The sequence below is a fragment of the Streptomyces sp. Je 1-332 genome (genome assembly GCF_040730185.1).
In the GTDB taxonomy this organism is placed as follows: Bacteria; Actinomycetota; Actinomycetes; order Streptomycetales; family Streptomycetaceae; genus Streptomyces.
Window position 1 is genome coordinate 2,298,432 of the sequence record NZ_CP160402.1, and the last position, 23,596, is coordinate 2,322,027.

Annotated in this window: 23 protein-coding genes; 13 read left to right on the forward strand and 10 right to left on the reverse strand. The window is 71.4% G+C overall.

Features of this window, described 5'->3' with window-relative positions; genetic code table 11:
- Window positions 1–2: 2 nt before the first annotated feature.
- Complete coding sequence (locus ABXJ52_RS10670; RefSeq protein ID WP_367041282.1) at window positions 3–1,268, forward strand: MFS transporter; 1,266 nt, start codon at window positions 3–5, stop codon at window positions 1,266–1,268.
- A gap of 22 nt (window positions 1,269–1,290) precedes the next feature.
- Here the strand turns inward: ABXJ52_RS10670 and ABXJ52_RS10675 are convergent, their stop codons facing one another.
- On the reverse strand, window positions 1,291–1,512 hold the full coding sequence (locus ABXJ52_RS10675; protein ID WP_367041284.1) for a hypothetical protein: 222 nt from the start codon (window positions 1,510–1,512) through the stop codon (window positions 1,291–1,293).
- Between the two features lie 60 nt (window positions 1,513–1,572).
- Between ABXJ52_RS10675 and map the strand changes: the two genes are divergently transcribed.
- Window positions 1,573–2,430, forward strand: a complete 858-nt coding sequence (gene map, locus ABXJ52_RS10680; RefSeq protein ID WP_367041288.1) for a type I methionyl aminopeptidase — start codon at window positions 1,573–1,575, stop codon at window positions 2,428–2,430.
- A 139-nt stretch (window positions 2,431–2,569) separates the two neighbouring features.
- Window positions 2,570–3,226: a biliverdin-producing heme oxygenase gene (locus ABXJ52_RS10685; protein ID WP_367041291.1), complete on the forward strand. Its 657-nt coding sequence runs from the start codon at window positions 2,570–2,572 to the stop codon at window positions 3,224–3,226.
- A 103-nt stretch (window positions 3,227–3,329) separates the two neighbouring features.
- Here ABXJ52_RS10685 and ABXJ52_RS10690 read toward each other — a convergent pair whose 3' ends face one another.
- From ABXJ52_RS10690 to ABXJ52_RS10700, 3 genes are all read right to left on the reverse strand, one after another.
- Window positions 3,330–3,989, reverse strand: a complete 660-nt coding sequence (locus tag ABXJ52_RS10690) for a PhzF family phenazine biosynthesis protein (RefSeq protein WP_367041293.1) — start codon at window positions 3,987–3,989, stop codon at window positions 3,330–3,332.
- Between the two features lie 42 nt (window positions 3,990–4,031).
- On the reverse strand, window positions 4,032–5,489 hold the full coding sequence (locus ABXJ52_RS10695; protein WP_367041296.1) for an HtaA domain-containing protein: 1,458 nt from the start codon (window positions 5,487–5,489) through the stop codon (window positions 4,032–4,034).
- Window positions 5,490–5,572: 83 nt separating this feature from the next.
- The gene (locus ABXJ52_RS10700; RefSeq protein WP_367041297.1) at window positions 5,573–6,991 is read right to left on the reverse strand and encodes an HtaA domain-containing protein; all 1,419 of its coding nucleotides are present in this window, start codon (window positions 6,989–6,991) and stop codon (window positions 5,573–5,575) included.
- 149 nt (window positions 6,992–7,140) lie between these two features.
- On the opposite strand from ABXJ52_RS10700, the gene ABXJ52_RS10705 reads away from it, so the two are divergent.
- The 4 genes from ABXJ52_RS10705 (at window position 7,141) to ABXJ52_RS10720 (ending at window position 11,310) form a co-directional block, all read left to right on the forward strand.
- The gene (locus ABXJ52_RS10705; RefSeq protein WP_367041300.1) at window positions 7,141–8,163 is read left to right on the forward strand and encodes an ABC transporter substrate-binding protein; all 1,023 of its coding nucleotides are present in this window, start codon (window positions 7,141–7,143) and stop codon (window positions 8,161–8,163) included.
- 5 nt (window positions 8,164–8,168) lie between these two features.
- On the forward strand, window positions 8,169–9,254 hold the full coding sequence (locus ABXJ52_RS10710) for an iron ABC transporter permease (RefSeq protein WP_367048959.1): 1,086 nt from the start codon (window positions 8,169–8,171) through the stop codon (window positions 9,252–9,254).
- Window positions 9,251–10,099, forward strand: a complete 849-nt coding sequence (locus ABXJ52_RS10715; protein ID WP_367041301.1) for a heme ABC transporter ATP-binding protein — start codon at window positions 9,251–9,253, stop codon at window positions 10,097–10,099. The genes ABXJ52_RS10710 and ABXJ52_RS10715 overlap by 4 nt, the downstream gene beginning before the upstream one ends.
- 230 nt (window positions 10,100–10,329) lie before the next feature.
- Entirely contained in the window at window positions 10,330–11,310 is a 981-nt protein-coding gene (locus ABXJ52_RS10720; protein ID WP_367041302.1) for a hypothetical protein, read from the forward strand.
- 12 nt (window positions 11,311–11,322) lie between these two features.
- Here the strand turns inward: ABXJ52_RS10720 and ABXJ52_RS10725 are convergent, their stop codons facing one another.
- Window positions 11,323–12,066 (reverse strand): bifunctional DNA primase/polymerase, encoded by a 744-nt coding sequence (locus tag ABXJ52_RS10725; RefSeq protein ID WP_367041305.1) that lies wholly within the window; start codon window positions 12,064–12,066, stop codon window positions 11,323–11,325.
- Window positions 12,067–12,236: 170 nt separating this feature from the next.
- On the opposite strand from ABXJ52_RS10725, the gene ABXJ52_RS10730 reads away from it, so the two are divergent.
- Window positions 12,237–13,124 (forward strand): glycerophosphodiester phosphodiesterase, encoded by an 888-nt coding sequence (locus ABXJ52_RS10730; protein ID WP_367041306.1) that lies wholly within the window; start codon window positions 12,237–12,239, stop codon window positions 13,122–13,124.
- On the opposite strand, the gene ABXJ52_RS10735 is transcribed toward ABXJ52_RS10730, so the two are convergent.
- The gene (locus ABXJ52_RS10735) at window positions 13,103–13,735 is read right to left on the reverse strand and encodes a TetR/AcrR family transcriptional regulator (protein ID WP_367041308.1); all 633 of its coding nucleotides are present in this window, start codon (window positions 13,733–13,735) and stop codon (window positions 13,103–13,105) included. The two genes, ABXJ52_RS10730 and ABXJ52_RS10735, sit on opposite strands and share 22 nt — an antisense overlap.
- A gap of 138 nt (window positions 13,736–13,873) precedes the next feature.
- Between ABXJ52_RS10735 and ABXJ52_RS10740 the strand changes: the two genes are divergently transcribed.
- Together ABXJ52_RS10740 and ddaH are read left to right on the forward strand one after the other, a co-directional pair.
- On the forward strand, window positions 13,874–14,056 hold the full coding sequence (locus ABXJ52_RS10740; protein WP_367041311.1) for a DUF6243 family protein: 183 nt from the start codon (window positions 13,874–13,876) through the stop codon (window positions 14,054–14,056).
- 163 nt (window positions 14,057–14,219) lie between these two features.
- Entirely contained in the window at window positions 14,220–15,044 is an 825-nt protein-coding gene (ddaH, locus tag ABXJ52_RS10745) for a dimethylargininase (protein ID WP_367041313.1), read from the forward strand.
- On the opposite strand, the gene ABXJ52_RS10750 is transcribed toward ddaH, so the two are convergent.
- The 3 genes from ABXJ52_RS10750 to ABXJ52_RS10760 all read right to left on the reverse strand — a co-directional run bounded on the left by ABXJ52_RS10750 (window position 15,033) and on the right by ABXJ52_RS10760 (window position 18,682).
- Window positions 15,033–16,052, reverse strand: coding sequence for a small ribosomal subunit Rsm22 family protein (locus ABXJ52_RS10750; RefSeq protein WP_367041315.1), 1,020 nt, complete (start codon window positions 16,050–16,052; stop codon window positions 15,033–15,035). The genes ddaH and ABXJ52_RS10750 overlap by 12 nt on opposite strands.
- A gap of 144 nt (window positions 16,053–16,196) precedes the next feature.
- Window positions 16,197–17,261, reverse strand: coding sequence for a serine hydrolase domain-containing protein (locus tag ABXJ52_RS10755; RefSeq protein WP_367048962.1), 1,065 nt, complete (start codon window positions 17,259–17,261; stop codon window positions 16,197–16,199).
- A 59-nt stretch (window positions 17,262–17,320) separates the two neighbouring features.
- Entirely contained in the window at window positions 17,321–18,682 is a 1,362-nt protein-coding gene (locus tag ABXJ52_RS10760; RefSeq protein WP_367041317.1) for a Bcr/CflA family multidrug efflux MFS transporter, read from the reverse strand.
- A gap of 138 nt (window positions 18,683–18,820) precedes the next feature.
- On the opposite strand from ABXJ52_RS10760, the gene ABXJ52_RS10765 reads away from it, so the two are divergent.
- Complete coding sequence (locus tag ABXJ52_RS10765) at window positions 18,821–19,801, forward strand: Gfo/Idh/MocA family oxidoreductase (RefSeq protein WP_367041318.1); 981 nt, start codon at window positions 18,821–18,823, stop codon at window positions 19,799–19,801.
- 18 nt (window positions 19,802–19,819) lie between these two features.
- Here ABXJ52_RS10765 and ABXJ52_RS10770 read toward each other — a convergent pair whose 3' ends face one another.
- Entirely contained in the window at window positions 19,820–21,454 is a 1,635-nt protein-coding gene (locus ABXJ52_RS10770) for an alkaline phosphatase D family protein (protein WP_367041320.1), read from the reverse strand.
- Between the two features lie 241 nt (window positions 21,455–21,695).
- Here ABXJ52_RS10770 and ABXJ52_RS10775 point away from each other — a divergent pair, with 241 nt between their 5' ends.
- A complete protein-coding gene (locus tag ABXJ52_RS10775; RefSeq protein WP_367041323.1) occupies window positions 21,696–22,499 on the forward strand; it encodes an SDR family oxidoreductase in 804 nt (267 codons plus the stop codon).
- 99 nt (window positions 22,500–22,598) lie between these two features.
- A complete protein-coding gene (locus ABXJ52_RS10780) occupies window positions 22,599–23,573 on the forward strand; it encodes a PhzF family phenazine biosynthesis isomerase (RefSeq protein WP_367041325.1) in 975 nt (324 codons plus the stop codon).
- The last annotated feature ends 23 nt before the right edge of the window (window positions 23,574–23,596 follow it).

Consider the following 23,596-nt stretch of genomic DNA (forward strand, 5'->3'; position numbering starts at 1 on the left):
TCGTGTCCATCTCCTCGATATTGCCCGACCTCTCCCCCTGGCGCTCCACGCGTGACTTCCGGCTGCTCTGGGTCCAGGGGCTCGTCACGACCTTCGGCAGCTTCATGGCCCTGGTCGCGCTGCCGTTGCAGATCAAGGACCTGACCGACTCCCCGCTCGCTGTCGGTGCGATGGGCGCGGTCGAGCTGGTGCCGCTGATCGTCTTCGGGCTGTACGGAGGTGCGCTGGCCGACGCGGTCGACCGGCGCCGGGTGATTCTCCTGACGGAGGCCGGGCTCGGCCTGCTGGCGGCGGTGCTCCTGGTGAACGCGCTGCTTCCGGAGCCGCTGCTGTGGCCGCTGTACGTGGTGGCGGCGGGCGTCTCGGCGCTCGCGGGGCTGCAACGTCCGGCGCTGGACTCCCTGATGGCCCGCATCGTGCCGCACGACCAGCTCACCGCGGCCGCCGCGCTCAACTCGCTGCGCTGGAACGTCGGCGCGATCGCGGCCCCCGCCCTCGCGGGCCTGGTCGTCGCCTACGCCGGGCACGCACCCGCGTACGCGGTGACGGTGGTCTCGTTCGCCGCCTCCGTGGCCCTGTGCGTCCGCCTCGCGCCCGCGCCTCCCGCACACGACGCGCAGAAGCCGTCCCTGCGGGGCCTCGCGGAGGGCGCGCGGTACGCGTGGTCGCGGCCGGTGCTGCTCGGCACGTACGCGATCGACATGGCGGCGATGTTCTTCGCCTTCCCGAACACGATCTTCCCGTTCCTCGCGGAGGATCTCGACGCGGAGTGGTCGCTGGGCCTGATGTACGCGGCCGGGGCGGTCGGCTCGCTGCTGCTCAGCCTGACCAGCGGGTGGACGTCACGGGTGCGGCGGCACGGGCTGCTCGTCGTGTGCGGGGCGGCGGGATGGGGGCTCGCGATCACGGCGGCCGGGTGGTTCGGCAACGTCTGGCTGGTCCTCGTGTGCCTGGCCCTGGCCGGTGCGGGCGACATGCTCAGCGGCCTCGGCCGCTCCACCATCTGGAACCAGACGATCCCGGACGAGCTGCGGGGCAGGCTCGCCGGCATCGAAGTGCTCTCCTACAGCGTCGGCCCGCAGCTGGGCCAGGTCCGCGCGGGGGCGGCCGCAGGCTGGACGGGCACCCGCAGCGCCATCTGGTCGGGCGGGCTCGCCTGCGTGGCCTCGGTCGCGGCCCTGACGGCGGTGCTGCCGAAGCTGCTCACCTACGACGCGAGCACGGACGAGGACGCGGTCCGGCGCCGGGAGGTGTCCGCCACCCGGTAGCCGGCTGCGCCCCGGCGGCGGATCAGGCGCTGCCGGGGTCCTTGTCGTGCCACTTCGGGTCGGTCTCCCACTCCAGGTTCCGGTCGGCGGCGGTCTGCATCGCCCGCTGGGCCTCCTCGCGGGAGGCGTACGGCCCGAAGCGGTCCTTGCCCGGACAGTCGGGACCCTCCTCGACCTTCTTGTGCTCCAGGCAGTAGAACCACTCGCCCGGTTTACCGACGGTCCGCTTCTTGAACAGTGCCATGTGATCTGCTCCTCTCTCTCCAGCCATGCTGCCCCGAGACCGCTGGTTAGACTCGCTTGCATGTCTGGCCAGTCACTGCTCGTACCAGGGGAGCTCTCTCCCATCCGCCCCGTTCCGGGAAACATCAGGCGCCCGGAGTACGTGGGGAAACCCGCGCCCACTCCGTACACGGGGCCCGAGGTGCAGACCCCCGAGACCATCGAGCTGATGCGCACCGCCGGCCGCATCGCCGCCCGCGCGATGGCCGAGGCGGCCAAGCACATCGCGCCCGGGGTGACCACCGATGAGCTGGACCGCGTCGCGCACGCGTACATGTGCGACCACGGCGCCTACCCCTCCACGCTCGGCTACCGCGGCTTCAAGAAGTCGCTGTGCACCTCCGTCAACGAGGTCATCTGCCACGGCATCCCGGACTCCACCGTCCTGAACGACGGCGACATCATCAACCTCGACGTGACCGCGTACATCGGCGGGGTGCACGGCGACAACAACGCCACGTACCTGGTCGGGGACGTCGACGAGGAGTCGACGCTCCTCGTGGAGCGGACCCGCGAGTCACTCGCGCGGGCCATCAAGGCGGTCAAGCCCGGCCGCCAGATCAACATCATCGGCCGCGTCATCGAGTCGTACGCCAAGCGCTTCGGCTACGGCGTCGTCCGCGACTTCACCGGCCACGGCATCAACACGTCCTTCCACTCCGGCCTGATCGTCCCGCACTACGACAGCCCGCACGCCACGACGGTGATCCAGCCCGGCATGACGTTCACCATCGAGCCGATGCTGACGCTCGGCACGCATGAGTACGACATGTGGGAGGACGGCTGGACCGTGGTGACGAAGGACCGCAAGCGGACCGCGCAGTTCGAGCACACGCTCGTGGTGACGGACAGCGGGGCGGAGATCCTTACGCTTCCCTGAGCTCCGAGCGGGTAGCTTTTTTACCGACAGGACGTCGGGAACCAGTTGACTTAGGTAAGCCTAACTTGGATGATCGGTAGCGGTCGACTGGTTCCCGCCTTTCTTCGGCTTCGGCTCTCTCCCGCTTCGGAGGTCCCTCATGGATCCGTTCTCCACGGTCATCCGCACCGCGTCGCACGAGCAGCACACGGAGGCGGAGACCTCGACGTTCATGAGCGACCTGCTCGGCGGCAGGCTCGGCGTGGACGCGTACGCGCGCTACACGGAACAGCTGTGGTTCGTGTACCGCGCCCTGGAGGACGGCGCCGGGGCGCTGGCGAACGACCCGGTCGCGGGGCCGTTCATACAGCCCGAGCTGCTGCGCGTCGCGGAACTGGAGCGGGACCTCGCGCACCTGCGGGGCGCGGGCTGGAAGACGTCCGCCACTCCCCTGCCCGCCACGGCGGCGTACGCGGCGCGGGTCGCGGAGTGCGCCCAGGAGTGGCCCGGCGGTTACGTCGCCCACCACTACACCCGCTACCTCGGCGATCTCTCCGGCGGCCAGATCATCCGCGGCAAGGCGGAACAGACGTGGGGCTTCGCCCGGAAGGGCGACGGCGTCCGCTTCTACGTCTTCGAGAACATCGCCAACCCTGCTGCGTTCAAGCGGGGGTATCGGGAGCTGCTTGACGGATTGGGGGAAGTGGTCCCCGACGAGCTTGAGCGGCAGCGGATCGTGGACGAGTGCAAGCGCGCTTTCGCTTTGAATACGGGGGTGTTCCGCGAGCTGGGGGATGAGTTCCCGCTGTCTGCGTGAGGGCAGAAGATTCAGCCCCTCCGGCGTTTGAGGAGCGGGGTCTGGGGCGGAGCCCCAGTTTCGGGAAGGGGCGGGATTGGGGAAGGCCCCGCAGGGACAGACCTCAGCCCCCACCCAACCGCACCCGACCCCCCACCTCGATCAACCCGCCCGGCGCCGGCGCCGTAAGGATCTGCGAGCCACGCCCCTGCGTGATGTTGAGCGCCCGGCCAAGACGCCCCGTCAGGAGAAGGGCCGCCGCCCCCGTGGCCTCGTCCTCCCGGATGCCGTCGTCCCGCCCGGGGAAGGCCCGCGCCCGCACCCTCCCCGCCGCCTCGTCCTCCCACGCCCAGGCGTAGATCCACTCCCCCGACGGGGGCACCTCTAGGGCGTCCACCTCGGCCGGGGTTCCGTACGAGCGAAGGACGCGCCCCGGCGCCCACTCGGCCCGCGCCGCGATCCAGCTGAACTCCCCGTCCTGGCGGGCCCCCACGACCCCGGCGGGGGTGACCAGCTCAGGGACGTCCAGGAGCCAGGACGCCCCCACGCAGGGGTGCCCGGCGAAGGGCAGCCGCAGGGTGGGGGTGTAGATGTCGATGAACCCGCGCTCGGGGTCATCGACGAACACCGTCTCGCTGAAGCCGAGCTTCGCCGCGACCTCCTGCCGCTCACCGCGCCCGGGAACGCGGGCCCCGTCACGCACGACACCCAGCTCATTGCCGTGCCGACCGTCGGGCCCGCAGAACACCCGGAGTACATCGAGACCGTCAGGCAGTTGCGTCATCCCGGCATTCAAGCATCCCGGGCTCCGCGCCTCCCAGATATTTCAGGACGCCCGGCGGCGAGCCACGTAGACCGCCCCGGCGCCCGCGACGGCAATCGCCCCCGCCGCCCCGAGCAGCGCACCCGTCGGCACCGACGCACCGGTGGACGCCAGCGAACCCCCCGTACCGCCGCCGACCGTGCCGCCACCCCCGAGGTCCGACGAACCCCCGCCGGTGGAGCCGGAGTCCGCGGAACCGCCCGTCGAGCCGCCGCTGCCGCCCGGCAGTTCCGCGCCGTCGGCGACCGTGAGCGCCACCGTCACGGGGTCGATCGCGTCGCCCTCCTTGTAACTGGACGGCGCGTCCTCGCTCTCGAACTGCTTCGCGCCGGCCGCGGTGAACGCAGCGGGCACCTTGTCGAGCACGACGACATCGTCCTTCGCCGCGTACGACGCCTTGGAGAGGTCGAGCGTCGCGAACTTCACGTCGTTGTTGGTGCCCTTGGGCGTGGTGACGTCCACCGTCAGCGAGCCCTTGGTGCCGTCCGCCGCCACCTTGATGTCGCTGAACTTCATGTCGATGCCGTGCGCCTTGTACTGGAAGCGGACGGCGCCGCCGAAGGACGCGTTCAGCTTCTTGGCGTCGCTGTCGACGTCACCCTTGGCGTACGGGAAGTCGTAGCCGTTGTCGTTCTTCTCGGCGCCGCCGGAGGGCGTGGCGTCACCGCCGGACTCGATGTAGCGGCGGAAGCTCTCCTTCACTCCCCAGGCGAGCGACCCGTCGTGGACTTTCCCCGCCTCCTCCGAGGGGGCGGGCTTCGAAGTGGACGACGTGGGAGCGGGGGTGGGCGAGGCCGTCGTCGAGCCGGACGGCGTGGGGGTGGCCGTCGGCTTCGGCGTCGAGGTCGGCTTGTCCGTGGGCGTCGGCGTGGGCGTCGGGGTCGGGGTGCCCGTCGGAGGCGTCTTCTGCGCGACGGTCAGCGGGTCGCCGTCCGCGCCCGTGTACCGGCCGCCGCCGCCGAGCGCCTCGTCCGCCTCCTTCGTCAGCTTGGTCTTCATGTCGGCCATGGTGCGCGTGACGGTGACGTCGGCGAGGGGCACGTCCTCCTTGGGCGTACCGCCTTCTCTGGTGACGTCGGCCGTGATCTTCGCCTTGGCACTGTCGAAGCGGACGTCCGTGAGCTTGACGTCGAAGCGGTGCAGCTCGGAGGTGAAGTTCACGCTGCCCTTGAAGGCCAGGTCGACGGTGTGCTTCTCGGAGTCGTAGGTGCCCGCCCCGTCGACGAAGCTCAACGGCCCGTTCCCGGCGGCCTGTTCGGCGCCCCCGGCAACAGTGATCTTGCCGGCCGCCATGCCGGTCACGTAGCTGCGGTAGCTCTCCTTGACGCCCCACGTCAGCCGGTAGTCCTTCAGCGGCACTTCGGCCGCGGACACGGGGGCGGCCGCCAGGACGGTGGCGCCGAGCGCCACGGCGGTGGCGGCGGCCGAGGCGAGAGCTATGGGGCGGCGAATGGCTGCCATGGTCAGTGGTCTCCTTGGAGTGAGGCGAGGTGAAGTGAAGTGGGGTGCGGAGCAAGGCGGGGCAGGACGGCGGTGCGGCTGCGTCAGGCCTGGTCGGCGCCGCGCCGTTTGCGTACGACTCCGAAGGTGACCGCCGCGGCGAGCAGCACCGCCACGCCCGCGCCGATGCCGATCGGCAGGGCGGGTGACGAGGAGTCGGAGGAGTCGGCGGCGTTCTCGGTCTTCGGCTCGGCGGCCTTCTTCGCCTGCGGCGTCGGGCTCGCGGAGGAGCCGAGGTCCGGCAGCGCGGGCAGCTTCGCGTCGGCATCGAGGGCGACGGCGAGCGAGAGCGGGTCCATCGCGGAGCCCGCCTTGTACATGCCGCCGAACGCCTTGGCGCCGTCGGCGGTGAGCTTCGATGGCACTTCGGTGAGGGAGACGAGCCCGTCCTTCGGCTTCAACTCCCCTGCGGCGAAGGTGATCAGGGGCACCTTCCTCAACGTCACGCCCTTGTCGCCCTTGCTCCGGACGGAGGCGAAGAGCGTGCCCTTGCCGTCCTCGGCCTCGACGGCGACCTTGCTCAGCGTGAGGTCGAGGCCGTGTTCGCCGGTGAAGCGCACCGCGCCCGCGAAGTCCGCGTCGAGCGTCTGCTTCTTCTTGTCGTACGTCCCCTCGCCCTGGGGGAAGCGGAAGAGCGCGCCGCCGTCCTGGGCCCCGGCGGACAGTTTCCACTCGCCCTGGGCGATGGACCCGGTGACGTACTCGCGGAAGGTGCGGCGCACACCCCAGTCGACGGCGGCGTCCTCGATCCGCCCCGCCTTCGCCTTCTCACCGGAGGACTTCGAGGGCTTCGGTGCGGGCTTCTTCGACTGCTTGCCGGGGGCGGACTTCGCCGCGAGGTCCGTGGACAGGCTCACCCGGTCGAGCTCGGTGCCCGCCGTGTAGTACCCGGCGAAGGCCTTCGCCCCCTGCGAAGTGAGTGTCGCGGGGAGGTTGTTGAGGGCGATCGGTCCCGAGCCGCCCTTCATGTCGACGCCGGACATACCGAGGCTCGCGAGCGGCACCTGGGCGTTGGTCGTGACCTTGCCCGTGCCCTTCTCCTTGCTCACCATGTCGGCGTAGAGCGTGCCGGAGCCGCCGGAGATCTTGACGGTGGGGCGGCTGATGGTGAGGTCCAGCTCGTACGAGCCGCCCTTCTTGTGCCCGAGGAAGTGCACCCCGCCGGAGAACCCGGCGCTGAAGGCCCCGCTGTCCGGGTCGTACGAGCCCTTCGCCGAGTGGAAGCGGAACTGGCTGCCGCCGACCGTGGCGGCGCCGCCCTGGAGGGTCGAACTTCCTTGGGCGACGGGCCCGGTGACGTAGCTCTGGAAGGAGGATTTGATGCCCCAGTCGAGCCGTCCGCCCTGGACCGTGCGGTCCTCCGCGTGCGCGCCGGCCGCGGGGAGCAGTGCTCCGACGAGTGCGGTGAGCACGGCCACGGCTCCGGCGCGGGCGATGGCTCGCGCCTGTCTTGACGACGACATGGGACCCCTCCAGGTGTGGCTAATGAGGTAAGGCTAACCTAAACTACGATCACTCCGGCTGGAACCCCCATCCCGGGCCACCCGGACCCGGGCACCGCACGGCGGAGCCTCGGCGGGCCCTCAACAGCACGACAGGACGGTGGACTTCGGTGCGTAGGCCACGCTCACTCCGTATCGCCGGCGCGTGGACCGCCGTTCTCGCCCTGGCCCTCACGGGCTGTGGATCGTCGACGGACGACGGCGGCGGGGCGTCCCCCAAGGTGAAGGCGGCGGCCTCGGCGCCCGACCGGGTCGAACCCCTGGCGTCACGCCCCGACCCCGCGCTCCCGGCCACCGTCACCTCGGCCGACGGCAAGAAGGTCACTGTCGAGGATACGAGCCGGATCGTGCCGCTCACCGGCAGCCTGAGCGAGATCGTCTTCACGCTCGGCCTCGGCGAGAACGTCGTGGCCCGCGACATCACCGCCACCTTCGAGCAGGCGAAGAAGCTGCCGGTGGTGACACGTGCGCACGACGTCTCGGCGGAGAGCGTCCTCTCCCTGAAGCCGACGGTCGTCCTCGCGGACACCACGACGGGGCCGGCGGAGGCGATCGGCCAGATACGTGACGCGGGCATCCCGCTGGTCGTGTTCGACCCGGCGAAGGGCCTCGACGACGTGGGCCCCCGGATCGACGCGGTGGCCAAGGCGCTAGGCGTCGAGAAGTCGGGCGACGAGCTCAAGTCCCGTACACAGGAACGCATCGCGAAGGCACGCAAGGCCATCCCCGCGTCCGCCCGCACCGAGAAGCCCCGCGTCGCCTTCCTCTACCTGCGCGGCTCCGCCTCCGTCTATCTGCTCGGCGGTCGCGAGTCCGGAGCGAGTTCACTCCTGGAGGCGGCGGGCGCGGTCGACGCGGGCAAGGCCTCGGGGCTCCCGAAGGACTTCACCGCGATCACCAGCGAGGCACTGGCCAAGGCGGCGCCGGACGCGATCCTGGTCATGTCCAAGGGGCTCGAATCGGTCGACGGCGTGGAGGGTCTGCTCAAGGTCCCGGGGGTCGCCGAGACCCCGGCCGGCCTCGACCGCCGCATCGTCTCGGTCGACGACGGGGTGCTCCTCAACTACGGGCCGCGCACGGACCAGGTCCTGAAGTCCCTGGTGGAGCAGTTGTACGGGGGCGGTCAGAAGTGACCGTCCTGACCAAGGCGGCGGACACCGGTCCCGGCACGCGGGAGCCCGCGGCCCGCCGAAGCCGGCGCGGCGCGGCCACCTCCCTGACCGCCGGGCTCACGGCCGCCCTCGTCCTCCTCTGCTTCCTCTCCGCGGGCATCGGCGCGTACGACATCCCCCTCGGGGACGTCCTCGGTTCCGTACAGCACCGGATCGGGCTCGGCGGAAGCGCGCTCGACCGGGTCGGCGAGAGCGTCCTGTGGAACGTGCGGCTGCCGCGCGTGACGCTCGCGCTGCTCGTCGGCGGGTCGCTCGGCTGCGCGGGGGCGCTCATGCAGGGCGTGTTCGGCAATCCGCTCGCCGAGCCCGGCGTCATCGGGATCTCCGCGGGCGCGGCCGTCGGTGCGGTGGCGTCGATCGCGCTCGGCCTCAGCTTCTTCGGCAACTGGACCGTGACGGTCTGTGCGTTCGTCGCCGGTCTCGCCACCGTCCTTCTCGTGTACGTCCTTTCGCGCGACGGCGGGCGTACGGAGGTCGTCACGCTCATCCTCACCGGGATCGCCGTGAACGCGTTCGCGGGGGCACTGATCGGGCTCTGCATCTTCTTCGCGGACAACGCGCAGATCACCCAGATCACGTTCTGGCAGCTCGGCTCGCTCGCGGGGGCGACATGGCCGAAGGTGCTCGCCGTGCTGCCGTGCGCGGTGGCCGGTCTCGCCGTGGCGCCGCTGTACGCACGGAAGTTGGACCTGCTCGCGCTCGGCGAGCGGCCCGCGCGGCATCTGGGGGTGGACGTCGAGCGGCTGCGGCTCGTGCTCGTCCTGGTGGTGGCGCTGCTGACCGCCGCCGCCGTGGCCGTCGCCGGGATCATCACGTTCGTCGGCCTGCTCGTCCCGCATCTGCTGCGGATGGCGGCGGGTCCCGGTCACCGCTTCCTCGTGCCGGGCAGTGCGCTGGGCGGGGCGGTCGTCCTGGTCGGCGCGGATCTCGCGGCGCGGACGGTGGCGGCTCCCGCGGAGCTGCCGCTGGGGGTGCTCACCGCGCTCTTCGGCAGCCCGTTCTTCTTCTGGCTGCTGCGCAGGACCCGTCGTAGGCAAGGGGGTTGGGCATGATCGGGCGGATCGCACGTCGGCTGTTCGCACCCGGCGGCGGGCGGAATGCGCTGCCGGGGGGTTTCGCACCCGGCGACGTACTCGCCGACGCGTCGGAGCTGGTGGTGCGGCTCGGCGGGCGCGAGGTCCTGTCCGGGGTGTCCCTCACCGCGCGGGCGGGCGAGGTCCTGGCCCTGGTCGGGCCCAACGGAGCAGGCAAATCGACCCTGTTGGCCGCGCTGGCCGCGGATGTGCCGGTGGAGGCGGGGGTGGTGCGGGTCTGCGGGCGCCCTGTCACGGCGTGGCCCGCGCGTGAACTCGCCCTGCGGCGCGCGGTGTTGCCGCAGGCGGCCGCACTCTCCTTCCCTTTCGCGGTCGAGGATGTCGTACGGATGGGGCGTGCGCCCTGGGCGGGGACGGTGCGGGAGGAGGACGACGACCGTGTCGTGCGGGAGTCGATGGCCGCGACGGAGGTGGGTGCTTTCGCCGCCCGTTCCTTCTCCGCGCTGAGCGGGGGTGAGCGGGCGCGGGTCGCGCTGGCGCGGGTCCTTGCCCAGCGGGCCCCCTTGCTCCTCCTGGATGAGCCGACCGCGGCGCTCGACCTCCGCCACCAGGAGCTGGTCCTGCGGATCTGCCGGGAGCGGGCCGCTGCGGGGGATGCGGTGGTGGTGGTTCTGCATGACCTGGGTCTTGCCGCTGCGTACGCGGATCGGGTGGCGGTGTTGTGTGACGGGGGCGTCGCCGCGGAGGGGCCTCCGGCCGGGGTCTTCACCGACGGTCTTCTCACCGAGGTCTACCGCCAGCCGGTCGAGGTGTTCCCGCACCCGCGGACGGGGGCGCCACTGGTGGCTCCGGTGCGGGGCTGAAGGCGAACCCGGCGGGGCCCGAAACGATGGGCTCCGCCCCCTCCGCCCCCTCCACCCCGAATAGATTGCCTCAGGCGCCGGACGGGCTGAAACCCATCAGCCCGTCCGGCGCTTGAGGACGAACTCGGCGAAGCCGGTGACTTCGATCTCCAGGAGCTCTGACCCGCCGCTGACGCCCTTTCCGGCCCCGGTAGGGTTCGTGCCCGGGAAGGGCGTAGGTGAGGGGACCCATGAGTAAGGTGCGCAGACTTCGCAGTCTCAGCCGACCGGCCACGGCGGCGGCAGCGGTGACCGTTCTGACGGTGACGGCGAGCGGGTGCGTGACGGTGCACGGGGAGCGGGAAGTCGTCCCGTCGGCGACGAAGGCCGAGGCAGAACGTGCGCTGAAGGACTTCCTCACCGCGTACAACAAGGCCGAGAAGGCCTACGACCCGGCCCTGGACGCCGCCCGGGTCACCGGACCGCTGAGCGCCATCAATCAGGCGGGGCTGAAGTCGAACCGCGCCCGGCACCCGGACGGCAATCCCGGTCAGGTGCCGCTGAAGCTGACGGACGCGAAGTTCACGATCCCCAAGAAGGCCGGCTGGCCGCGGTGGTTCGTCGCCGATACGCAGGCCAATCGCCGGGAGGACATGCGCTGGCTGTTCGTCTTCACGAAGGGCAGCGCCGACCAGTTGTGGGAGGCCTCCTACCTGAACCTGGTGTCGCCCGAGAAGCTGCCCGAGCTGAAGAAGGACAAGGACGGCTTCGCGGAGCCGGTCGCGGTGAACTCCAAGGCCCTCGCGGTGGCGCCGAAGAACCTCGGCAGGGAGTACACGTCGTATCTGAAGTCGGGCGGCGACGTGTTCGCGCCGGGCGACCACACGTCGACGTGGAAGGCGTTCCGCGACAAGAACACCAAGCGCCGCGGCATCGCCGTGCAGTACATCGACGAGCCCAAGAACGACGGGACGTTCGCGCCGGTGGGCCTGCGTACCCAGGACGGCGGGGCGATGGTCTTCTTCTCGACGCACCACTACGAGAAGCAGACCGCGGCGAAGGGCGTGAACCTCACCGTCGAGCCCGAGGTGAAGCCTCTCCTCACGGGCGAGGTCAGGCAGTCGGTGACGCTGGAGCGCGTCTCCAACCAGGTCGTCGTCGACCCGGCGGGCTCGGGCAAGGTGGCGTTCCTGAGCCGCATCCAGGGCCTGACGGGCGCGAAGGGCGAGTAACCGCGCGTCGCGTCAGCCTCTCAACGGCCAGGCCGCGACGTCGTGCTGGGGCTCGCCGGCGACGCGGGCGCACTCGTCGGTGAGCGTCTCCAGGAGCGTCAGCGGGTCCGGCAGCGCGTGTTCGGGGCCGCGGATCCAGTGGACCGCCAGGTCACCGGGGAGCCGCGCGGGTGGCACGAGGACGTACGAACCGCGGCAGTGCCAGCGCAGGCCGGGGTGTTCGTTCGTGGTCTCGGGGTGGCAGTCCAGCTCGCAGGGCCACCACTCGTCCTCGTCCTCGGGGGTGCCGCGGGTGAGCGTGAAGAAGAGCATCCGCCCCTCGTCCATGGTGCCCTCGGACTCGGCGACGGGGCCGACCTCGATGCCGTCGGCGAGCAGCCTTCCGAGGGCCTCGCGGCCCGCGGCGAGCGGTACGTCGAGGACGTCGTGGACCATGCCGGTCGCGGTGATGAAGTTGGCCTGCGGCTGGTGCCTGGCCCAGCGCTCGATCTGCCCGCGGTCGGTGGTGGCCTGCGTCTGCCAGGCGAAGGAGATGGGGTGCCTGGCGGGGGTCGGACAGCCGATGCGGTCACAGGAACATCTGTACGCGGAGGGGTGCGCGGCCGGTGAGAGCGGCAGACCCGCCGCCGCCGCGGCGACGAGCAGGGCCTCGCGGCCCGCCTCCTCACCTGCCGTGTCCTCCGGTCGGGGACGTCGGCGAAGCCACTGGGAAATCCTGCTCTGCCCGCCGGACCGGCGGCCGAACTCCGCGCCCATCTATCCCCTCACCTCGCATGTGTGCCGAGAAGCATCTCCCATGGTCGCACCATCCTGCTCCTCGGGGGGCCAGAGCCCACATCCGGGGTAGCAGGGGTGATGCAAGGCGCAGGGTGACATCGCGCGTCATTGCGTACTAACCGGTGATTTGCCCCCCTACCGTGTTCGCCATGGTCACCAGGACTGTGCTCACGGGACTCTCGGGGCTCATGAGCCTCACCACACTGGCTCTCGCGGCGCCCACGGGACCGCTCACCCCGCTCGAATGGGTACGCGGCGGCCCCCTCACGGTCGAGGCCCTCCCCGGCATCACGTACACCGCGCACCGCGGGGGCGCCCTGGAGGTGCCGGAGAACAGCATGTCGGGCCTGGTGGCGGCGTACAAGCGCGGCACGTCGCAGGTCATCGACGTCGATACGCGGATACTGCGGGACGGCACCCTCGTGGCCATGCACGACGCGACCCTGGACCGTACGACGACGTCGAAGGGCCCGGTGCGCTCGCTGACCCTGCGCGAATGGCGCAAGGTGCGGCTGCGGCCGGGTCCCGGTCTGCCCGGAACCTGGCGCTCCGAGCGGCCGCCCACGGTCGCCGAGGTCCTGGACCGTTTCGGCGGGCGGATCGTGCTGATGCTGGAGGCGAAGGATCCGAGCAGCCTGCGCAAGCTCGGCTCGCTGATCCGCGCCCGCGGCCTGACGCGCTCGGTGTTCGTGAACTCCAATGAGCCGGGTGTCGCCGCGCGCGCCCACGGCATGGGCCTGCTCGCGCAGCTGTGGCGTTCCAAGGCGCAGATGCGCACGGACCGGCCCGAGCGGTGGGCCGGGTTCGTGGACGTCCTGGACGTGGATCACAAGGCGCGGGACGTGGATCTCCTGCGCGCCGTCCACTCCGGGGTCCCCCGGGTGTGGGCGCACACCGTGACCACGCCGCGTCAGCGTGACCGCGCGCTGCGGCTCGGCTGCAACGGCGTGATCACGGATACCCCGGGGCTCCTCGCGCGGACGCCGGCGAAGGGGGCGAAGGCCTTCGGGCTCGATCAGCGCGGCGCGATGCCGTAAAGGGCGTACTCGACGAGCTTGTCGGCGTACTCGTGCGTGAGCGGGCCCGTGCGCTGCATCCAGCGCTGGGCGAGCGGGCCCGTCCACAGCTCCAGGGCGATGCGGGGGTCCACGTCGGCCGCGACCTGGCCGGCTTCCTGGGCGATCTCGATGCGCCGCACGTACATCTGGAGGCCGGGCTCCAGGAGCTTTTCCACGTACTCGGCGCCGAGCTCGGAGTTGAGCATGCCCTCGGCGGCGAGCGCCCGCCAAGGGGCGTCGTACTTGGGATTCCTGAACTCGTCGATGGTGGCCCGCATGACGAGCTTGAGGTCCGCCTCCAGATCCCCGGAGTCCGGGATCTCGGTCGGGGCCAGGTCGCGGCCCGCGTTGTCGCTCGCCTCCTGGTGCGCCTGCTCGCCGAGGTCCAGGAAGGCGTCGAGCAGGACGGCGCCCTTGGACGGCCACCAGCGGTAGATCGTCTGCTTGCCCACGCCCGCACGGGAAGCGATCGCCTCGATCGTGAGCTTGCCGTACCCGACCTCCGAGACCAGGTCGAGGGCGGCGTCGTAGATCGCGCGGCGCGAGCGTTCGCTGCGGCGCTTGGAGTCAGGGGCGGATTTCGTGGCCATGCCCTCGAATGTAGCAGCGGACGAGCCGAGACGTACCGTCTCGTAAATGCTTGACAAGACGGAGCGTCTCGTTCAAAGTACTCGAATAGACGAGACGCGGCGTCTCGTCGGTTACATGCTCAATCAGGAGGTACGCACATGTCGCGAGGTGGAGCAGGAAACATGCTGGGCGTGGGCGGTACGCGCACCAACCTCTCCCGCAAGGTGCTGCGCGGCGGGGGCCGCGGCGGTCAGATCGGCGGCGGGCTCAGTCCGCAGGCGCAGAAGCGTGAGCTGCTGCGCAGGCTCCAGGAAGGCCGATCGGCGCGCGGTCAGTCGTGAGAACGGGACGTGGACGGGGCCTTGACCGTCCACCGCCCCGGGTGGACCACTCGCTGAACCACCCGTTCAGATCACAGCGCGAGGGCTCCTCAGACCGCACCATGGGCAGCAACTGCCCCGCTGTGGGCAGTAACTGACCATCGCGGTACGTGAGGAGCCCTCGTTGAGTCGTTTTCCTCGTCGCGCCACACCCCGGCGCTATCTGATGTGCTCACCCGCACACTTCAAGGTCACGTACTCCATCAACCCCTGGATGGATCCCTCGAAACCGGTCGACGTCCCGCTGGCCATCGCCCAGTGGGAGGACCTGCGCGACCGCTACCGCTCGCTCGGCCACACCGTCGAGGAGCTCGTCCCGCGTCCCGGCCTGCCGGACATGGTCTTCGCCGCGAACGGCGCGACCGTCGTCGACGGCCGTGTGCTCGGCGCGCGGTTCGCCCACCCCGAGCGCGGTGACGAAGCGGCCGCCCACCTGGAGTGGTTCCGGGAGCACGGCTTCACCGACCTCCACGAACCCACGCACATCAACGAGGGCGAGGGCGACTTCGCCGTCACCTCCTCCTACGTCCTTGCCGGGCGCGGCTTCCGGGCCAGCCCGCTGTCGCACGGGGAGGCGCAGGAGTTCTTCGGCCGCCCGGTCATCGGGCTCGACCTCGTCGATCCCCGCTACTACCACCTGGACACGGCGCTCGCGGTGCTCGACGACGCGGCGGACGAGGTCATGTACTACCCGCCCGCGTTCTCACCGGGCAGCCAGGCCGCCTTGCGGCGCCTGTTCCCCGGGGCGCTGATCGCCGAGGAGCCGGACGCGGTGGCCCTCGGGCTCAACGCGGTCTCGGACGGCCTGCACGTGCTGCTCCCGCAGGCCGCGGTCGGCCTCTTCGCACCGCTGCGTGAGCGTGGCTACGAACCGGTCGCGATGGATCTGAGCGAGCTGCTCAAGGGCGGCGGCAGCGTGAAGTGCTGCACCCAGGAGCTACGCGTCTAGCCCGTCGCCGTCGTGGGGCGGCCAGGTGTCGCCCCACTCCGCGTCGCGGGCCGCGCGGTACAGCGGGCCGTGGCGTTTGGTCACCGTCTCGCGGTGCAGCGTCTCGTCCGCCGCGCACAGGTCGAGCAGGACCTGCCCCTTGCGGATCTGCGGCTTGCGCACGACGCGCTCGCGCGCCGGTTCGGCGTCGAAGCGGACGGCCGCCACATAGCTGAACTTCTCGTCCTCGTACGCCAGCGAACCGCCCTTGACCTGCCGGTGCAGGGAGGAGCGGCTGACGCGGGCGGAGAAGTGGCACCAGTCGTCGCCGGGCACGATCGGGCAGGCGGCGCTGTGCGGGCAGGGCGCGGCGACGCGGAAGCCGGCGGCGATCAGGCGGTCGCGGGCCTCGATGACGCGGGCGTAGCCGTCGGGGGTGCCGGGCTCGACGATGACGACGGCCTGCTGTGCGGCTGCCGCGGCCGCGTCGACGAGGGACCGCCGGTCGTTCTCCGTCAGCTCCTTGAGGACATAGGACACGGTGACGAGATCAGTGCTCTCGATGCTGAGCGCCGATCCGATACGAGAGCGCTGCCACCGCACCCCCTTCAACCACGGGTTGGCTGCGGCCAGTTCACGCCCCAGGGCGAGGGCGGGCTCGGCCCAGTCGAGAACCGTGACGGGCCGCTCACCCTCCCAGGTGGCGCTCACCGCCCAGGTCGCGGCCCCGGTCCCGCCGCCGACGTCCACATGGCTGCCGGGCGCCCACCCCACGGGCGCCGCGTCCGCCAGCGCCCCGAGAGCGGAACACACCGCCTCGAAGGTCGCGGGCATGCGGTACGCGGCGTACGCGGCGACATCGGCACGGTCCCGCAGAATCGGGGCGTCGGTAGGAGTACGCCCCCGGTAGCTGGCAATCAGCCGCTCGACAGCTGTAGCGGCCTGCTTGGCCGGAAGCCCACCAAGCAGCCCCGCAAGGGCGGCACGCAGGGCCTCGGCAGGAGAGGCGGGGGAGGTCGGGACGTTCACCCGCCAATTCTAGGCGGCGCTGAGAAGCACCCCGTAAGCGACCGGGCCCCGTAAGGGGCGCGGGGAACTGCGCGACAAGCCCCCACCGGGCCCGCAGGTGACAGCGCCGCCCAGCCCCGCCCTAGCGAGCCCAGCCGGGCCCCGCTAGCGAGCCGCGCGGGCCAGCCGGGTGGCGGCCCGTGCCCGGGGGCCGCTGTCGGCGCGCCCCCGCCGGGGGTGGACCGTGTTGGCCAGGAGGATCAGATACGTATCCGTGGCCGGGTCGATGACCAGGGACGTCCCCGTGAACCCCGTGTGCCCCGCAGCCCCGCGCCCCGCGAGCTCCCCCATGAACCACGCCTGGTCGAGCCCGAAGCCGAGCCCCGGCGGCGTCAGCATCAGCTCGACGAAGTCGGGGCCGAGGATCCGCGCCGTACCGTACGAGCCCCCGCACAGCAGCGCCCGGCAGAACACCGCGAGGTCACGTGCGGTGGAGAAGAGCCCGGCGTGGCCCGCGACGCCGCCGAGCGCCCAGGCGTTCTCGTCGTGCACCTCACCCCGCAGCATCCCCCGGGACACCTTCGCCCAGGGCCTGCGCTGATCCTCGGTGGCCGCCGCGTCGGGGCGCGGCCCGAAGCCGGTGGCCGCCATGCCCAGCGGCCGGGTGATGCCCTCACGGATGAGGACGTCCAGCGGGCGGCGCGTGAGGCGCTCCAGGACGTGCTGGAGGAGCAGCATGTTCAGGTCGGAGTAGAGGTGGTCCCCCGGCGGGCCCGACGGCGCCTCCGCACGCAGGGCGGCCAGCCGCGCCACGTCGTCCGGGCAGTCGTACAGCGGGAGTTCGGGACGGAGCCCGGAGGTGTGCGTGAGCAGCTGCCGCACCGTGACACCGTGCTCCGCGGCCGCGGTGAACTCGGGGACGTACGCCGAGACCAGCGCGTCGATGCCGAGCGTGCCCCGCTCCAGCTGCTGCATCGCGGCGACCGTCGTGAACAGCTTGGTCAGCGACGCCAGGTCGAAGGGGGTCCCTTTGCGGGTCAACACCTGCTCCGCGGGCGGCAGTTCGACGCCCGCGTCCTTCTCGGGGTCGTACGCGGCATACCGCACCGCCCGCCCCACCGCCTCCTCGACGGCGATCACCGGGCCGCGCCCGGCGAGCACGACGGCACCGGAGCACCAGGGCCGCTCACCGCGCGTCAGCGCACGCACCTCGCGTACGAGGTGGGCCATCTCATCCGTGTCGAGCCCCGCACGGTCCGGCGTACCGGCGCGCAGCAGGCGTGGCGCGGTCAGTGGTCGTTCCCCTCCCGAGTCGGTCTCGCCGAGAACGCGTGCGAGTGCGAGTGCTGCCAGGGGCGGCACAGTCCCAAGAAGCAGCCGATGGCCGCAAGTCCGCAGACGAGCTGCACGACGGCCATCGGAACGGCCGTGGCCTCGCCCGCGATACCCACCAGCGGGGACGCGATCGCGCCGACGAGGAACGAGGACGTGCCGAGCAGCGCCGACGCGGAGCCCGCGGCGTGCGGGGTGCGCATCAGGGCGAGGGCGTTCGTGTTGGGCATCGCGAGGCCCATGGCGGACATCAGGACGAAGAGCCCGGCCGCGACGGGGAACAGGCCGACGTCCCCGAAGACGCCCGATGTCATGAGGAGCAGCGCGGTGGCGGCGAGGACGATGACGCTCAGGCCGAAGGTGAGCACCTTGTCGAGGCTGACCCGGCCGACGAGGATCTTGCCGTTGATCTGGCCGACGGCGATCAGGCCGACGGAGTTCACACCGAAGAGCAGGCTGAAGGTCTGCGGCGACGCGCCGTAGATCTCCTGGATGACGAACGGCGACGCGGAGACATACGCGAACAGCGCGGCGAACGCGAAGCCGCCCGCGATCATGTACCCGGTGAAGACGCGGTCGGCGATGAGCGACTTCATGGTGCGCAGCGCCTCGACGGTGCCGCCGACATGCCGGTTCTCGGGGGCGAGCGTCTCGGGCAGGCGCCGCCAGACCACCGCGGTCAGCGCGATGCCGACCACCGTGAGCACGGCGAAGATGCCGCGCCAGTCGGTGAAGCGCAGGACCTGCCCGCCGATGACGGGGGCGACGACCGGGGCGACCCCGGAGATCAGCATGAGGGTGGAGAAGAAGCGGGCCATCTCCACGCCGTCGTAGAGATCACGGACGACGGCGCGGGCGATGACGATGCCCGCGGCGCCCGCGAGGCCCTGCACCAGGCGGAAGCCGATGAGGAGTTCGGCGGTGGGCGCGAACGCGCAGATCGCGGTGGCGAGGATATAGACGAAGAGCCCGATGAGCAGCGGCCTGCGCCGCCCCCACTTGTCGCTCATCGGCCCGACGACGAGCTGCCCGAGCGCCATGCCGGTGAGGCAGGCGGTGAGGGTGAGCTGGGCGGTCGCGGCGGAGGTGTGCAGTGAGCGGGTGACCTCCGGGAGCGCGGGGAGGTACATGTCCATGGAGAGCGGCGGCACCGCGGTGAGGCCGCCGAGCACGAGGGTGACGAGGAGGCCGGTGCGCCGCCGGGCGGTGAGGGAGGGGCCCGCCGGGCTCGCGGGGGCCGTGCCCTTCTCCACAGTCGCGGACTGCCGTATGAGGGGGCCTTCGGACCCACTCGTGGTGCGGCTGCCGTGCTCCGGCATGCGGATTCCCTCCCGACTAGGCGTGCGATTACCTATGCTCTCAGCTCAGCTGTGCTGGTTGAGACCATTTCCGCGGGACTCCGCGGTTCTCCGGCCGTACGAACAGGGGCCCCAGTGGTGGAAGACAACCGTGAACCCGTGCGCTGGGGCATCCTCGCGACGGGCGGGATCGCCGCGTCGTTCACGGCGAACCTCCTCGACATGCCGGACGCGGAGGTGGTCGCGGTGGCCTCGCGGACCGACGCGTCGGCGAAGGCGTTCGCCGAACGGTTCGCGATACCCCGCGCGTACGGGGAGTGGGGCGCGCTCGCCGAGGACAAGGACGTCGACGTCGTGTACGTGGCGACGCCGCACGCCTCGCACCGGGTGGCGGCGGGGCTCTGCCTGGAGTCGGGCCGCGCGGTGCTGTGCGAGAAGGCGTTCACGCTGAACGCGCGCGAGGCCCTGGAGCTGGTGACGCTCGCCCGGCGGCGCGGTCTCTTCCTGATGGAGGCCATGTGGATGTACTGCCATCCGCTGATCCGGCGGATGAAGGCGCTGGTCGACGACGGGGCGATAGGTGAGGTGCGGACCGTGCAGGCCGACTTCGGTCTCGCCGGGCCCTTCCCTCCGGCGCACCGCCTGCGTGATCCGGCGCAGGGCGGCGGCTCGCTGCTCGATCTCGGGGTGTACCCGGTGTCGTTCGCGCAGCTGCTGCTCGGGGAGCCTTCGGGGGTGAGTGCGAGAGCGACGCTCTCGGATGAGGGCGTTGATCTCCAGACGGGAATGCTGCTCTCGTGGGAGAGCGGCGCTCACGCTTTGTTGCACTGCTCCATCAAAGCGGGCACTCCCGTCACCGCCTCCGTCACCGGTGCGCGAGGCCGCATCGACATCCCGAACGGCTTCTTCTTCCCGGACCGCTTCGTGCTGCACCGCGACGGCCGCGATCCCGAGGAGTTCGCCGCCTCCCCCGAGTACGGCCCCCGCGACAGCCTCAAGCACGAGGCGGCCGAGGTCATGCACCGCCTGCGCGCCGGCGACACCGAGTCCCCCCTCGTCCCGCTGGACGGCACCCTCGCCGTGATGCGGACCCTGGACACGGTCCGCGAGCGGATCGGGGTGCGCTACCCGGGCGAGTGAGCGCACCCCTGGTGGGGGTTATGCGGGCTTCAGGCCCGGGTTCCCCGCCTCCGTCACGAACGACGCCGCCGTCGTGATCGGCGCTCCCGGCGTGGTCACCGCCGACACCGTCTTGAAGTCGGCGCGTGCGGACTTCAGGCCGAGGTCCACGGTGACGTAGCCGCGCCGCCCGTTGTAGAACTTCATGTGCGGGTTGGCCTTGGTGTACGTCTCCCAGGTCGCGGGCTTGTCGGTGCCGTCCTTGCCACTGGCGATCGACGTGGCGACGATCTCGGTGCCGACCGTCTTGGACGCCTGGTCGTCGAAGTCGGCCTTGATGTCGTAGGCGTACCCGACGTGCACGTCGCCCGTGAGCACCATCAGGTTCTCGATGCCGGCCGACGCAGCGCCCGCGAGGACCCGGTCGCGGGAGGCCGAGTAGCCGTCCCAGGCGTCCATGCTGAGCTTCGCCGCCGCGTTGAGGTCCAGCTTGCGCTGCGAGAAGTTGACCTGCTGCGGCACGACGTTCCACACGGCCTTCGAGCTGTTCCAGCCGTCGATCAGCCAGCGCTCCTGGGTGGCTCCGGTGATGCTGCGCTTGGGGTCCCTGGACTCCGGCCCCGGGATGTCGGCGCCGTCACCGTAGGCCTGGTCGGAGCGGTACTGCCGCGTGTCCAGGATGTCGAACTGCGCGAGCAGTCCCCACTGGACGCGGCGGTAGAGCTGCAGGTCGGGGCCGATCGGCTGCTGGGGGCTGCGCAGCGGCTGGTTCTCCCAGTACGCGCGGTAGGCGGCGGCGCGGCGCACCAGGAAGTCGGCGGGCGCGCTGCCGTTCTCGTCGCGGTCGTCGGCGTAGTTGTTCTCGGTCTCGTGGTCGTCCCAGGTGACGACGAAGGGGTGCGCCGCGTGCGAGGCCCGCAGGTCGGGGTCGGACTTGTAGAGGGCGTACCGCAGGCGGTAGTCCTCCAGGGTCTTCGTCTCGCGGTTGAAGATCGCGGGCAGCGTGCGGTCGGTGTACTTGCGGGCGCCGCCGGCCGAGTTGACCGCGTACTCGTAGAGGTAGTCGCCGAGGTGGAAGACGACGTCGACGTCGTCCTGCGCCAGGTGCTTGTGCGCGGTGAAGTAGCCGTCGTGGTACGCCTGGCAGGACACCGCGGCGAGCTTCAGGGAGCTCACGCTGCTGCCTGCCGCGGGCGCGGTGCGGGTCCGGCCCGTCTCACTGATCCACTTCCCCGTCTTGAACCGGAAGTAGTAGGTCCGCCCCGGCTCGAGGAAGTTCACCTCGACGTGCAGCGTGTGGTTGAACTCAGGATGGGTGATCTCGAAGCCGCTCCTCGCGACACGCTGGAAACGCGCGTCGTGGGCCAGCTCCCATTCGACGACGACGCGCTGGTTCGGCAGCCCGTTGCCCGGCTCGTACGGGGCCGGGGCAAGGCGGGTCCAGAGCAGGACCGACTCGGGCTGCGGGTCGCCGGACGCGACGCCGAGCGTGAACGGGTCGTCGGCGATCTTGCGCGCGTCCATCTCGGCGGCGCCGGCCGCGCCCGCGGTCGGCAGATTGGTGGCGAACGCGAGCGCTGCCGCGGCGCCTGTGACGGTCAGGAAGCGCCGGCGGCCCAGGTGGCGCGCGGCGGCTCGTAGTTCGGCTGTGTCCTGCTGGCCTTTGGGTGTCATGTGGCCCTCCCCTGACGATTGGTGTCCTGGGCATGCAAGTGGCGGGGGACGACGCGCGACTGTCGCGTACACAACACCCAAATGGCGGGCGGATGATGACCCTATAGACACACCTCACGTACGCTGCGGGGCCATGAACGCTGAGCCAACTGGGCATCCGACCGGGCACTCGACAGGGCATTCGACCGGGCAGCCACTCGGACATCCGCTCGGGCAACCGCTCGGGCAGAGAAGGAGCGCCGTGGTGACCGGCGCCGGCTCCGGGATCGGCAGGGCCGTGGCGGTGGAACTGCTGCGGGCCGGATGGTCCGTGGCGCTCGCCGGGCGCCGTAAGGAGACGCTGGAGGAGACGGCGGCGATCGCCGCCGGGGTGTCGGAGGGCGCCGCGGTGCGGCCCGTGCCGCACGCCGAGGGAGACAGCGAGGCCAACGCCCCGGCCGCGACCGACGCGCTGTGCGTGCGCACCGACGTCTCGCGGCCCGATGACGTGGCCGCCCTCTTCTCGGCCGTGCGCGACCGCTTCGGCCGTCTCGACCTCCTCTTCAACAACGCCGGTACGTTCGGCCCCGGCGGAGTGACCGTCGACGAACTGGAGTACGAGGCGTGGCGGCACGTCGTCGACACGAACCTCAACGGCGCGTTCCTGTGCGCGCAGGCCGCCTTCCGGCAGATGAAGGAGCAGGACCCACAGGGCGGCCGGATCATCAACAACGGCTCCATCTCCGCGCACGTCCCGCGCCCGCGCTCCATCGCGTACACGGCGACGAAGCACGCGCTGACCGGCCTGACGAAGTCCCTCTCGCTGGACGGGCGCCCCTACCGGATCGCCTGCGGTCAGATCGACATCGGCAACGCGGCCACCGACATGACCGAGCGGATGCAGGCCGGAATCCTCCAGGCCAACGGCGAGTTGGCGCCCGAGCCGGTGATGGACGTGTCGGACGTGGCACGGACCGTACGCCATATGGCGGAGCTGCCCCTGGAGGCGAACGTGCAGTTCGCGACGGTGCTCGCGACGAACATGCCCTTCATCGGGCGGGGTTAGCCGACCGGCCCGGCAGGGCAGCCGCTCCGTGGTGGCCGGCGGGGACCCGCGCCGGGGGCCGCGGGAATGGCCGGGGCCGCGGAACGGTTGCCCTGCGACATGACGACGAACTCAGCCGACACCCCCTCTTCCGCCGTACTGCGCTACACCGCGTTCGCGACCGACCCGGCGGGCGGCAACCCCGCCGGGATCGTGCTGGACGCCGCCGGTCTCGACGACGCGGCGATGCTGGGGATCGCGGCGGAGGTGGGGTACAGCGAATCGGCGTTCCTGACCCCGGCGAATCCGGCGAGTCCGGCGCCCGGCTCCGACGACGCGGGCCGCTCGGGCGAAACGGGCCGCTCCGGCGAAACGGGCCGCTCCGGCGAAACGGGCCGCTCAGGTGGCACGAGCCGCTCCTTCGACGTGCGCTACTTCAGCCCTCGCGCCGAGGTCTCCTTCTGCGGGCACGCGACGGTGGCGGCGGCGGTCGCACTGGCCGAACGGGTCCATGGCGCGGGCGACTTCGTCTTCTTCACACAGGCGGGCACGGTGCCGGTGACCGTGACCGACGTGGACGGCACCCTGCGGGCCACGCTCACCAGCGTCGAGCCGCACACCGAGGACGTCACGACAGCCGATCTGACCGAAGCCCTGGCCGCGCTCGACTGGCCCGCGGACGACCTCGACCCGGCCCTGCCGCCCCGCATCGCCTACGCGGGCGCCCGCCATCTGATCCTGGCCGCCGCGACCCGCGAACGCCTCGCCGACCTGTCGTACGACTTCGAACGCCTCGCGGCCCTGATGCGCCGCCTGGATCTGACCACGGTGCAACTGGTGTGGCGGGAGGGGGACTTGACGTTCCACGCGCGCGATCCGTTCCCGGTGGGCGGCGTCGTGGAGGACCCCGCGACGGGCGCGGCGGCTGCCGCGTTCGGCGCCTACGCGCGCGAACTGGCCCTGGTCCCGGCGGAGTCGGAGCTCACCCTTCACCAGGGTGCGGACATGGGACGCCCCGGGGTGCTCACGGTCAGCCTGCGCGAGGGGGACGCGAGGGTACGGGTGAGCGGGGCGGCGGTGCGGATCGGCGGGTAGGCCCCGTTCAGCCCTGACCCGTA